The sequence below is a fragment of the Dyella thailandensis genome, from assembly GCF_050749815.1.
In the GTDB taxonomy this organism is placed as follows: Bacteria; Pseudomonadota; Gammaproteobacteria; order Xanthomonadales; family Rhodanobacteraceae; genus Dyella_A.
This window is the reverse complement of sequence record NZ_CP192735.1, coordinates 726,015-738,368: the sequence shown is the minus strand read 5'-3', so window position 1 is coordinate 738,368 and position 12,354 is coordinate 726,015. Positions and strand designations below refer to the sequence as shown.

At 68.4% G+C, this 12,354-nt stretch carries 11 protein-coding genes; 6 read left to right on the top strand and 5 right to left on the bottom strand.

Features of this window, described 5'->3' with window-relative positions; translation table 11 throughout:
* Positions 1-19: 19 nt before the first annotated feature.
* Positions 20-445, bottom strand: a complete 426-nt coding sequence (locus ACQVBX_RS03270; RefSeq protein WP_431636478.1) for a DUF1801 domain-containing protein — start codon at positions 443-445, stop codon at positions 20-22.
* Between the two features lie 221 nt (positions 446-666).
* Between ACQVBX_RS03270 and ACQVBX_RS03265 the strand changes: the two genes are divergently transcribed.
* A complete protein-coding gene (locus ACQVBX_RS03265; RefSeq protein WP_431636477.1) occupies positions 667-2,235 on the top strand; it encodes a serine hydrolase domain-containing protein in 1,569 nt (522 codons plus the stop codon).
* Between the two features lie 38 nt (positions 2,236-2,273).
* Here the strand turns inward: ACQVBX_RS03265 and ACQVBX_RS03260 are convergent, their stop codons facing one another.
* The 3 genes from ACQVBX_RS03260 to ACQVBX_RS03250 form a co-directional block, all read right to left on the bottom strand.
* Positions 2,274-2,717, bottom strand: coding sequence for a VOC family protein (locus tag ACQVBX_RS03260; RefSeq protein ID WP_431636476.1), 444 nt, complete (start codon positions 2,715-2,717; stop codon positions 2,274-2,276).
* Complete coding sequence (locus ACQVBX_RS03255; RefSeq protein WP_431636475.1) at positions 2,714-3,163, bottom strand: helix-turn-helix transcriptional regulator; 450 nt, start codon at positions 3,161-3,163, stop codon at positions 2,714-2,716. Before ACQVBX_RS03255 ends, ACQVBX_RS03260 begins: the two co-directional genes overlap by 4 nt.
* 65 nt (positions 3,164-3,228) lie before the next feature.
* Positions 3,229-4,077 (bottom strand): hypothetical protein, encoded by an 849-nt coding sequence (locus ACQVBX_RS03250; protein WP_431636474.1) that lies wholly within the window; start codon positions 4,075-4,077, stop codon positions 3,229-3,231.
* 301 nt (positions 4,078-4,378) lie between these two features.
* Here ACQVBX_RS03250 and ACQVBX_RS03245 point away from each other — a divergent pair, with 301 nt between their 5' ends.
* The 4 genes from ACQVBX_RS03245 to ACQVBX_RS03230 all read left to right on the top strand — a co-directional run bounded on the left by ACQVBX_RS03245 (position 4,379) and on the right by ACQVBX_RS03230 (position 9,638).
* Entirely contained in the window at positions 4,379-5,584 is a 1,206-nt protein-coding gene (locus ACQVBX_RS03245; RefSeq protein WP_431636473.1) for an HD-GYP domain-containing protein, read from the top strand.
* 292 nt (positions 5,585-5,876) lie between these two features.
* Positions 5,877-6,320, top strand: a complete 444-nt coding sequence (locus ACQVBX_RS03240) for a DUF2231 domain-containing protein (RefSeq protein WP_431636472.1) — start codon at positions 5,877-5,879, stop codon at positions 6,318-6,320.
* Between the two features lie 4 nt (positions 6,321-6,324).
* Entirely contained in the window at positions 6,325-7,629 is a 1,305-nt protein-coding gene (locus ACQVBX_RS03235) for a PQQ-dependent sugar dehydrogenase (RefSeq protein WP_431638100.1), read from the top strand.
* A 317-nt stretch (positions 7,630-7,946) separates the two neighbouring features.
* A complete protein-coding gene (locus ACQVBX_RS03230) occupies positions 7,947-9,638 on the top strand; it encodes a cation:proton antiporter (protein ID WP_431636471.1) in 1,692 nt (563 codons plus the stop codon).
* Positions 9,639-9,690: 52 nt separating this feature from the next.
* Here the strand turns inward: ACQVBX_RS03230 and ACQVBX_RS03225 are convergent, their stop codons facing one another.
* Positions 9,691-10,239, bottom strand: a complete 549-nt coding sequence (locus ACQVBX_RS03225) for a YdeI/OmpD-associated family protein (protein WP_431636470.1) — start codon at positions 10,237-10,239, stop codon at positions 9,691-9,693.
* A 165-nt stretch (positions 10,240-10,404) separates the two neighbouring features.
* Here ACQVBX_RS03225 and ACQVBX_RS03220 point away from each other — a divergent pair, with 165 nt between their 5' ends.
* Entirely contained in the window at positions 10,405-12,342 is a 1,938-nt protein-coding gene (locus ACQVBX_RS03220) for a CocE/NonD family hydrolase (protein ID WP_431636469.1), read from the top strand.
* The last annotated feature ends 12 nt before the right edge of the window (positions 12,343-12,354 follow it).

The following is a 12,354-nucleotide window of genomic DNA, read 5'->3' as shown; positions in this document are numbered from 1 at the left end:
AGCGCGCGCCGCCCGCCGCTCACGTCGATTTTTTCTTCCGCGGCGGCTGGCTCGCTGCATTGCGCGCGGCCGCCGCGCGGATCAACGCCAGCAAGGCTGGCTGGTCGATGGCCTCACCCTCGCGGAAATCGATGGCGCGGCGGGTGTTGCCGTCCAGGCTGGCGTTGAACAACCCACGCGGATCATCCAGCTCGGCGCCGTGGGCGAAGGTCACCTTCACGCTGGCCTTGTAGGTCTCGCCGGTGCAGAGCATGCCGTCGCTGTACCACACCGGCACGCCGCGCCACTTCCATTCCTCGACCACGCCCGGCACGGCCTGCCGGATCAGCGAACGGATCTGCGCGAGCGCGTTGCCGCGCCAGTCGCCGAGTTCACGAATCCGGGCATCGATACGTGCCGAAGGGGTATCGCCTGTCGCGTCCGCGCCGGTGCTGCTCTTGTTCATGCGAGTGACTCTCCTGTGGGATTTCTGCCATGCCGGGCGCTGCTGGATGCGGCCGATCTCAGCACGCCGCGGTGCCGTTGGCGACGAACGCAACCGTCGCGTCGCCGAAGGTATCCATCGTGACTGTGCGGATCCATCGCCTGCGTATCCGCGCGCACGCCCTGCCGCCCTACCGGCGCAGGCCCCGGATGCCAGGCGCCGCACGAAAGCAAAGGCACGTCATGCGCCCTGTTCAAGCTCTGCCCCTCATCGGCCTGCTGGCCGCCCTCGCCACGCCCACGCCGGGTCTCGCCCATGCACCATCGTCGCGCTCTTCCGGTGCGGCTGCGCCGGCGGCGATCGTGCAGGGGTTGCCTGCCGACCGCGCCTGGCAGAGCGAGGTCCGCCATCGCGCCCAGCACCTCGTCGATGCGGGCTTCGTCGCCGGTATGAGCATCGCCGTGACGCGTGGCGAGCGGGTCGTCTACGTGGGCAGCTTTGGCGTCGCCGATACCGACCGCGGACGTCGCGTCGACGACCACACCCGCTTCTACATCGCGTCCACCACCAAGGCACTCACCGCCACCGCGGTGCTGCTGCAGGCTTCGCGCGGCGCGTTGCAGCTGGATGCGCCGATCAGCCGCTACCTGCCCGATCTCGCCTTCAAGTCCCCACTGCGGGCCGATGCCATCAGCGTGCGCGATCTGCTCAGCATGACCGATGGCATCGACGCATGCCTGCCGGTGGTGTTCCGCACCGCCTACACCGGTGTCTTCACCCCATCGGGCCTGATGGCGCTGATGGCGCAGTGCGGACCGTCGCCCGCCGGGCGCCGCTTCGACTACCGCAACCTGCCCTACAACCTGCTCGGCATGGTGCTCGCACCGGCCACCACCGACGGCTGGAAAGCCGTAGTACGGGCCGATGTGCTGGCCACGCTGGGCATGACCGAGACGACTGCGCGCCTGTCCACGCTCGCGCCCGGGCGCATCGCCTTGCCGCACGAGGCGACCGGTGCTGGCTTCCGACGCATCCGGCTCGGCAAGGTGGACAACAACCTGCATGCCGCCGGCGGCTACTTCAGCACCGCGCGCGACCTGGCCCAGTTCGTGGCGGCACAGGTCAGCGATGGCCGTCTGGACGGCCATCGGGTGTTTCCCGCCGGCGTGCTCGCCTCCTCCTACGCCAAGCACGCCGAGCAGGACCACGACTTCGGCCCGTACCACCGCTACGGCTGGGGCTACGGCTGGGATCTGGGCACCTACCAGGGGCAGACGCTGGTACACCGCTTCGGCAGTTTCCCCGGCTATCGCTCGCACGTGTCGTTCATGCCCGAGCGCGGCCTGGGCGTGGTGATACTGAGCAACGGCCTGGCCGAGCCGTTCGCCATCGATGACCTCGCCGACTACATCTACGACCGCCTGGCCGCTACGCCCGATGTAGCCGACACGCGCTATGCGGCGGCACTGCAGCAGGGCGAACGGCGCAAGGCGCGCTACGCCGAGCATCTGCGCAAGCAACGGGCGATCGAGCGCGCCCGCCAGCAACAACCGCTGGCGCATCCCTTGGCCGCATATGCCGGGCGCTACACCAACGCGCAGATGGGCACGCTGACCTGGCGCCTCATCGCCGGCCAGCTCAACGTGACCAGCGGTGCCGCGCGCAGTCGCGCCGACATCTACGACGCGGCAACGAACCAGATGCGCGTGGAGCTGACCGGCGGCGGTGAAGTGGTGACCTTCTATTTTCCTGACGCCTCCGCTCCCGCCGACTCCCTTCAATACAGCGGCTATCGCTTCGAGCGGCAGTAAGCACGCACCGACCGCCGCGGCGAAGCGATCCGCACCGTTCAGCGCTGCTCCTGCACGCGCAGCAGGTTGCCGGCCGGGTCGCGCACGGCGCAGTCGCGCACGCCGTAGGGCTGCATGGTCGGCTCCTCGACGATCTCCGCGCCGCTGGCGGCGATGCGCTCGAACGCGGCATCGAGATCGCGCGTGGCCAGCAACATGATCGCGTAGGTGCCCTTGGCCATCATCTCGGCGATGGTGCGCTTTTCTTCATCGGTAACGCCGGGGCTGGCCGCCGGCGGAAACAGCACGATCGAGGTGCCGGGCTGATCCGGCGGGCCGACGGTGATCCAGCGCATGCCGTTGTAGCCGACATCCTTGCGCACCTCGAAGCCGAGCGTGTCGCGGTAGAACGCCAGCGAGGCGTCCGGGTCGGTGTGTGGCAGGAAACTGGAGTGGATGGTGATGTCCATGGCGCTCGCCTGGGTGGTGGAAGGAGCCGTCATGCTAGGTCGGGCTCGCGGCTGGGCGCTTCTCGATTCCTGATCGGTCGCGTCACCTGCCGCGCCACGCACGAGGGCAGGCCTGCCGTCGCCTGCGCCGCCTCACGCCGATAGACGCTGGGTGACATGCCCACCAACTCGCTGAAGCGCGTGCTGAAGGTGCCCAGCGAGGCGCAGCCCACCGTGAAGCAGACTTCGGTGACGCTGAGGTCGCCTCGCCGCAGCAGCGCCATCGCCCGCTCGATCCGGCGCGTCATCAGGTAGCTGTACGGAGACTCGCCGAAGGCCAGCTTGAACTGCCGACTCAGATGCCCGGACGACATGCCGATGCCCCGCGCCAGTGCGTCCACGTCCAGCGGCTGGGCGTACTCGCGATCGATGCGGTCGCGCACGCGGCGCAGGCGGGCGAGATCGCGCAGCGCGATGTCGGGGGCGGGCGACTGGCTCATCCACGCATCGTCCCACCCGGCACCGAAGTGCTCAAGCCGATGGCGCTCCCGGCCTGCTTGAGCGGCTACGGATGATCGCCGTTGCGCCTGTCGTCCTCGGCCCGCCCTTTGCTTTTGTCCGACCGCCCCTTCGTTCCTTTGTCCGCATCACGCCCCCGGGGCGTCGGTGGCGCCGTGCGTGGCGGCTCCATCCGCTGGTGCTGGACTTCCTCCTGCTGGCGGCTGCGGACCTCGCGCGACGGGGACGACTGCGGCTGGCCGAGACGTTCCTCGTGCTGCGAACTCTGCCGGTAGCGATCGGTCTCGCGACGGCGCTGCTCATCGAGCAACTGCCGGCTCGCCGGCTCGCGCGGCTGGTAGCGATAGCGGCTGGACTCGATCGTGCGCTGCTGCTCCTGCTGCCGCGGATAGCGGCTGCCGGAGTACTCGCGCTGATAGGACGGCAGCGGCGCCAGCGCAGGCACCGTGCGGTGATCCCAGCGGTCCCAGCCGCTGCGTTCACGCTCCCATGCGGGCCCCCAGTGCTCGCCCCAGCGCGGGGCGGCATCCGGGCGCCAATAGCGGAAATAAGGCGGCGGCCGCCGGTAGTAGCGCACCGGAATGCGCAGCACGAACACCGGCACGTAGATCGGTGTCACCAGGTACCACGGGCCGTCGTACCAGCTGCTGGCGTACCAGTCGCCGCCCACGAACACCCAGTACAGGCCGTCGTAGAAGAAGTAGTTCAGGTCCACGCGCGGGTCGTAGTACACCGGGTAGCCCGGAATGCGCACCAGCGTCGGATAGGTCGAGATCGAAAATCCCAGGCTCACGCCGCGGCCGCCGATGCCGACGCTCAGGCTGGTCTGGGCCCGCGCCTGGCTGCCCAGCGCCACGGGGAAAAGGATCGCCAAGGCAAGGATGAAATAACGCATCGTCTGCACTCCCGCGGATGACCAGGGTCGCCGCCGCCTTTGGCGGCACGGCAACCAGCCCGGCCACCCTAGCGCCGGCCCGCGCCGACGATTTGCCTTCGATCAACTCGCTGCGAGATCGCTGCCCGCCGCCCCGTTGAGGGCCGCTGTTGTGGGGGGCTCAAGTGTCGCGCGCGGGCGCCGATAACGAGACGCACCGCACGGAACCGGGGGTTCCAGCGGGGTGCCGGTGGCCATCGCGACCGGCGCTCCGCATGGCTGCGTGGGCGCAACAATCGACGAGAGACGGATTGGCCAGCACATGACCTCGCCGCTGAAGAAAATTCCCGTCGCGCGCGTCGCGCGTGGCATGTATGTGCACAAGATCTGCGGCAACTGGCTGGACCACCCGTTCTGGCGCGGGTCGTTCCTGGTGGAGGACGACACCACCCTGGCCACCCTGCGCGCCATGGGCAACCTGGAAGTGTGGATCGACACGGTCAAGGGGCTGGACCTTCCGCAGCCGGTGGCCCGCGCGGCCTCGCCTGCGGCGCCCGCCCCACCGCCCGCCGCGCCGCCGGAGCCGGAGCCGCCGCGCACCGCCTTCGGCAACGACATTGCGCGCGCCGAAGAGCTTCGCGATCGCGCCAAGGCCGCGGCCAAGGCGCTGTTCCAGGACGCTCGCATGGGTCGCGCGCTGCGCATGGAATCGGCCGCCAGCATCGTCGACGAAGTAGATGATGCGATTGCGCGCAATCCTGCCGCCATGCTCAGCGTGCTCCGGCTGAAGAACAAGGACGACTACACCTACCTGCATTCGGTCGCCGTCGCCGCGTTGATGATGGCGCTGGGGCGCCGGCTCGGATACGCCGGCAGCGAACTCAAGGAGCTGGGCCTGGCTGGCTTGCTGCACGACATCGGCAAGGTCGGCGTGCCCGACGCCGTGCTCAATAAGCCCGGCCGGCTGAGTCCGCTGGAAATGACCTCGGTGCGCCAGCACCCGCAGATCGGCTGGGACATCCTGCGCCGCGAGGCGGCCGCCGGCCCCGTGGCGCTGGACGTATGCCTGCACCACCACGAAAAAACCGACGGCAGCGGCTACCCGGAAAAGCTCGCCGGCGACACCATCAGCCGCGCCGCCCGCATGGGCGCGATCTGCGACGTGTACGACGCGATCACCTCCGACCGCCCCTACAAGCGCGGCTGGGAACCGGCCGAAGCGATCCGGCGCATGGCCGAGTGGCAGGACGGCCACTTCGACCGCGAGATCTTCCACGCCTTCGTCAAGCTCATCGGCATCTACCCCACCGGCACCTTGGTGCGGTTGTCCTCCGAACGTCTCGCCGTGGTGCTGGCACAGGGCGAGGGCAGCTCGCTCAACCCGACCGTGCGACTGGTCTGCCGCCTGCCCGACGGCGAACCGCTGGAACCGACCCAGCTGGAACTGGCCGAGTCGGACGACCGCATCACCGGTATCGAGGATCCGGCCAGCTGGGGCCTCCACATCCCCCGCCTGCTGCGCGAATGAGGTCAGCTGCCGGGCGCTTGCGCCCAGGCGCGTGCCCTCTGTGGCCGCCCCGATGTACTGGATGAGCCTGCTGCAGATCGGTGGGCGATACCGGTTGGAGCTGTACGACGCGTTGCTCAAGAGGGCGTTGTCAGCGTGATGAAAAACCGTCGACGAAGGCTGCACGACTTCCACGGGGCATCGACATCCGGCTGACTACCTTGGGGTTCGCACCCTACGCATCGACCCGACTCGAGAGCTGCGCCACGCGCCGAGCCGGCCGGTGCCCGCCCCTCGCAGCGAGAGCCCCGCCATGAGTTACCTCGTCCCACCGCGGCGATCCATCGTCGCCAACGCCATCTACGCCCTGCTCAACCCGATTCCGTTCGGCTGTTTTGTCGCGGCGCTGATCTTCGACATCCTGTACGCCAACACCGCCACGATTCTGTGGGACCACGGAGCGGCGTGGCTGATCGTGTTCGGCCTGCTGTTCGCGATCGTGCCGCGCCTGATCAACCTGGCGCAGGTCTGGATTACCTCACGGCAGACTGCACTGGCCGCCGATCGGCTGGATTTCTGGCTCAACCTGGTGGCCATCGTGCTGGCGATCTTCAACGCGCTGGTGCATTCGCGCGACGCCTACGGTGTGGTTCCGGCCAACGTGTGGCTCTCGGCCGGCACCGTGCTGCTGCTGGCGATCGGACAGGTGGTGATCGCCGTGCGCTACACCACACCGGGAGGCCTCATCCATGAATAAGCGCATCTTTACGCACGCGCTGCCGCTGGCCTGCCTGGCGCTCGCCGCATGCAGCCACAAGGCCTCCTACACGCCCCCCGAGCAGTCCGGCAGCAATCCGCCCTTGCCCGAAGCGAAGAACTTCTTGCTGCCACCGATGCGCGTGCCCAATGGCGTGGGTTGGAAGGCCGGCCAGGCGCCCAAGGTGGCCCCGGGCCTGGCGATCGAGAAGATCGCCAGCGACCTGAAGCATCCGCGTCAGCTCTACACCCTGCCCGACGGCGACGTGCTGGTGGTCGAGGCCAACAGCCCCGGCACCGAACCGACGACCACGCCCAAGGGGCTGATCGCCGGCAAGATCAAGAACGGGTCCGGCAAGGGCGCCAAGGGCGGCAACCGGATCACCCTGCTGCGCCCGACACCCGGCGGCGGCGCGTGGGAGCAGCACGTGTTCATCGATCATCTCGACTCGCCGTTCGGCGTGCAGCTGATCGGCAACACGCTGTACGTCGCCAACACCAACGAGATCGTGACGTTCCCCTACGTCAGCGGACAAACGCAGATCACCGCGCCGCCCACCTACTTCACCGACCTTCCCAACACCATCAACCACCACTGGACCAAGGCGCTGCTGGCCAGCGCGGACGGCAGCAAGCTTTACGTGGGCGTGGGCTCCAACAGCAACATCACCGAGAATGGGCTGGCCGTGGAATACCGCCGCGCCGACGTGCTGGAAGTGGACGTGGCCACAGGCGCCAGCCGCATCTATGCCTCCGGCATGCGCAACCCCACCGGCCTGCAGTGGGAGCCGAAGACCGGCAAGCTGTGGGCGATCGTCAACGAGCGTGACGAGATCGGCTCGGACCTGGTACCGGACTACATGACCTCGGTAAAGGAAGGCGCCTTCTACGGTTGGCCCTACAGCTACTGGGGCCAGCACGTGGACTCCCGCGTCAAGCCGCAGCGTCCGGACCTGGTGAAGAAGGCGATCAAGCCGGACTACGCCATCGGTTCGCACGTCGCTCCGCTGGGCTTCCTGATGACGCAGGGCAACGCCCTTCCCGCGCAGTACCACAATGGCGCGTTCATCGGCGAACACGGCAGCTGGGACCGCAAGCCGCTCAGCGGCTATCAGGTGGTGTTCGTCGCGTTTCCGCAGGGAAGCCCGGTGGGCAAGCCTCAGCCGGTGGTCACCGGTTTCCATTCCTCCGACGAGTCGGAACTGTACGGCGCACCGGTGGGCCTGACGCAGGATGCAAGCGGCGCCTTGCTGATCGCCGACGACGTAGGCAACGCCGTGTGGCGGGTGACCTCGGCGCCCGCTCCGTGATCTGACGGCACGCCAAGCCGAAAGCCGGATCGATGGCCCGGCTGGCGCGCCGTCGCCGCGCCCCGCCTTCCGCACCGCTGGAGCACATCCGAGGCCCACGTCGCGAGACCATGCGACGCGGTCGCAGCCCGTCTTCGCATGGCCGTCGGCCGCGGCCACCCACGTACCGACGCGCCGCCGCCACCCTCAGCGGTGGCGGTTGCTACGCGTGCACCCGGTGAAATCGACGCACGCCTCGTCGCATATCGCCGCGAGCGTCGCCAAACCGGCATAGTTACCTCCCCGTGCATGACGCGCGTCCCCACACGAGGCTGCCCGTGACCCACGACACCTTGCCGCTCATCACCACCCTCAGTGCGGCGCTGGGAGTGGCGCTGATCCTGGGCATTGTGGCCACGCGATTGCGGTTGCCCGCACTGGTTGGCTATCTGGTCGCCGGCATGGCGATCGGCCCGTTCACGCCCGGCATCGTAGCCAGCACGGATATCGCCAGCGAGCTCGCCGAGATCGGCGTGATGCTGCTTATGTTCGGCGTCGGGCTGCACTTCTCGCCGCGCGACCTGCTCGACGTGCGACGCATCGCCCTGCCCGGCGCCCTCCTGCAGATAGCGGTGGCTACCGCACTCGGCGCGGGCGTGGCGCTGGCGTGGGGTTGGGGCATCGGCGGCGCCCTGGTGTTCGGGCTGTCGCTGTCGGTTGCCAGCACGGTGGTGCTGCTGCGTGCGCTGGAATCGCGCGGGGCATTGGACTCCCTCAACGGCCGCATCGCCGTGGGCTGGCTGGTGGTGGAAGACCTGGTCATGGTGCTTGTGCTGGTCATCCTGCCGCCGCTATCGGGCGCGCTGGGCGGCCACGCGCCGGAAGGTGGCGGCACGCTGGGCTGGACGCTGATCGCTACGCTGCTCAAGGTCGGCGCCTTCATCGCGCTGATGCTGCTGGGCGGCCGACGCCTTTTGCCACGATTGCTGTGGTACGTGGCGCGACACGGTTCACGCGAGTTGTTCACCCTGTGCGTGGTGGCGGTGGCGGTAAGCATCGCCTACGGAGCCGCGGCGCTGTTCGGCGTGTCGTTCGCACTCGGCGCGTTCTTCGCGGGCATGGTGATCCGCGAGTCGGAATTCGCTCATCGCGCCGCCGAAGAATCGCTGCCGCTGCGCGAGGCGTTCGCCGTGCTGTTCTTTGTATCGGTAGGCATGCTGTTCGATCCGCAGATCCTGCTGCGTCATCCGCTGCAGGTGCTGGTAGTGGCGGCCATCATCATGCTCGGCAAATCGGTGGCGGCGGCGGTGCTGGTGAAGGTGTTGCGCTATCCGCTGAACACGGCGCTGGTGGTGTCGGCGAGCCTGGCGCAGATCGGTGAGTTCTCCTTCATCCTCGCCGGCCTCGGCCTGAGCCTGGGCTTGCTGCCGCGCGAGGGGCAAAGCCTGATCCTTGCCGGCGCCCTGCTCTCCATCGCGCTCAATCCGCTGATGTTCTCGCTGGTGGCGCCGTTGGAACGACTGCTAGGCGGCGGCCCCGGAGCGGCCGAACCGCTCCCCCGCCGCACCGACCCGCTCACCCAGCTGCCAGACGACACCGACGACACCCTGCTCACCGGGCAAGTGGTGCTGGTGGGCTACGGGCGCGTGGGTCGGCGCGTCGGCGCCGCGCTGGCCGAACGAGGCATCGCCCACGTGGTGGTGGAAACCAACCGGGAGATCGTCGAGCGCCTTCGCGAACATGGCACGCCTGCGGTCTACGGTGACGCCTCCGAACCGGAGGTACTAGTGCAGGCTCACGTGGCTCGCGCGGGTATGGTGGTTGTGGCCACACCGGACATCATCGACTTGCCCCGCATGATGAGCTGCGCCCGCGCCTTGAACCCGGGCGTGGAAGTGATCGTGCGCACCCACAACGAGGAGGAGGCCGAGCTGCTGGGTGAACTGGTCACGGCGGTCTTCTACGCCGAACGCGAGCTGGCCCAGAGCATGGGCGAGCACGTGCTGAAGCGCTACGGCGTGCCGGGCTGAGCGCGCAGCCTTTCGCCCGAAGAGTCGACGGACGACCCGACGCGAAGCGCCTTCAGGCGGGTTCGGGGGCGCGGAACGCCTTGCTGTAGATCCCCGATCGATTGAAGCAGCAGGCGCGGCGCTTGCCTGCGGCGAGCATGTCGCACGCCGCGCGGATGCGGCGCTCGCGCGTGTGCGCCTGCTTGCCCGAGCCGATCCAGTGGATCCAGTCGCGCCGGGCCAGCGGCGTAATGTCGTCCCACACGGCGCGCGCGGCCGGATGATCGGCCAGCGCCGCCAACAGCTCCGCGGGCACGACGGGCTCCGGCTCCACGGCCACCGGCGCCAACGTGAGCGCCACCTCGTCATCGGCGGCCACGCCAGCAGCGTCGGCCAGCGCGGCACTCACCTTAAGCCAGTGGCTGCCACCACCGTCCGGCTCCAGCGTGGCCTGAAACGGATGGCCGGCCAGCGTGCCGTCCACCGTCACCATGCTGCGCGTTGGCAGCTTCGCGCTGGCGGCTTTCGGCAGCACGAGGAACGTCCAGTCGGCGTCTGCTGGTGTCGCCGGCCGCCGCAGCGTGGCCTGGCATCGGATCGGGTGGGAAGCATCGCGCGTCATCCGGCGATGCTACTACCCGCAGCGCCGAGCACCACGTCGCTGCGGACGCAGCGCGCAAGGAGTTTCGACCGTGCCCGCCTTGCCAAGTTGCCGCCGCGGTTCGCATAGTTGCCGGGCGCGACCCGATCGGATCGCCGGCCTCTCCCACCCAAAGGACCCTCGGACATGAAGAAAGCCGCCCTGGCTTCGGCGATCGTTTCGCTCCTCTGCCTTGCCTCCGCCCATGCATTCGCCACGCCCCGCGCGGGCCAGGATGCGGCCAAGGTGACTCCCGACATGATCCAGACCGGATCGGACATTCCGGCCAAGTGGAAACTGCCGGAGGGCAACTTCGACTACGTGCGGCGCGAGGTGATGATCCCCATGCGCGACGGCGTGAAGCTGCACACGGTGATCATGATCCCCAAGGGCGCGCATGGCCTGCCGATGCTGCTCGAGCGCACGCCCTACGACGCCAGCGGCATGATGCCGGGCAAGAGCCCGAAGATGGCCGACGCGGTGTGGTCCGGCGACAAGGACTGGGCCGACGGCAGCACGATCCTGGTGGCGCAGGACATCCGCGGCAAGTACGGCTCGGAGGGCAAATACATCATGACGCGTCCACCGATGGGCCCGCTCAACCCGACCAAGACCGACGACACCACCGATGCCTGGGACACCATCGACTGGCTGGTGAAGAACATCAAGGAGTCCAACGGCAACGTCGGCATGATCGGCTCGTCCTACGACGGCTGGACCGTGGCGATGGCCCTGCTCCATCCACATCCGGCGCTCAAGGTCGCCGCGCCGGAGAGCCCGATGATCGACGGCTGGATGGGCGACGACTGGTACCACTACGGCGCGCTGCGTCAGGTGAACCTGGACTACTTCACCGGCCAGATGACCAAGCAGGGCTCGGGCGAAACCGTGCCGCGCGACAACTACGACGACTACACCAATTTCCTCCAGGCTGGCTCGGCCGGCGACTACGCCGTGGCCCACGGCTTCGGCCAGTTGCCGTGGTGGAAACGCTTCGCCGCGCACCCGGCCTACGATGCGTTCTGGCAGTTGCAGGCGCTGGACAGGCTGCTGGTCGCCCACCCATCCAACGTGCCCACGATGTGGCTGCAGGGCCTGTGGGACCAGGAGGACATCTACGGCGCCGTGCACGCCTGGGAGGCGCTGGACAAAGCCGGTCACGGCGCCAACAACCATCTGGTGATGGGCCCGTGGTGGCACAGCCAGATCAACCGCGACGGCTGGAACATGGGCCCGCTGAAGTGGCCGGGCAACACCACGGCGCAGTTCCGCCAGCAGGTGATGATCCCGTGGTTCCAGCACTACCTGCGCGGCACGCCGCTGGCCACGCCGCTGCCGCAGGCGATGATCTACAACCCGGTCGAGCAGCGCTGGGACAGCTTCACCGACTGGAAGCCGGCCAGCGAGCAGTCGCTCACGCCGCTGTACCTGCAGGGCGACTTCGGCCTGGGCTTCGAACAGCCCAACGGCGGCGGCGACAACTACGTCTCCGACCCGGCCAAGCCGGTGCCCTACCTGTCGCGACCGATCCCGCAGGAGAACGACCGCTGGCGTACCTGGCTGGTGCAGGACCAGCGCTTCGTCGAAACGCGCCCGGACGTGCTGTCCTACACCACACCCGTGCTGACCAAGACGGTGACTGTGCAGGGCGCACCGATTGCGGACCTGTTCGCCCGCACCACCGGCACTGACGGCGATTTCGTGGTCAAGCTGATCGACGTCTACCCCGGCACCGTGCCCAGCGACCCCACGATGGGCGGCTACGAATTGCCGGTGTCGATGGACATCTTCCGCGGCCGCTACCGCAAGAGCTTCGCCGAGCCCTCGCCGATTCCGGCGAACGAGGTGCAGGAGTACAAGTTCCGCCTGCCCACGGTGAACTACGCCTTCAAGCCGGGCCACCGGATCATGGTGCAGATCCAGTCCACACTGTTCCCGCTGTACGACCGCAACCCGCAGACCTACGTGCCGAACATCCTGTTCGCCAAGCCGACCGATTACCGCAAGGCCACCATCACCATCGAGCACGGCGCCGACGGCAAGAGTGCGGTGCTGCTGCCGGTGGCAGGCAACGCCGCGCCCTGAGTCGAAGGGAAA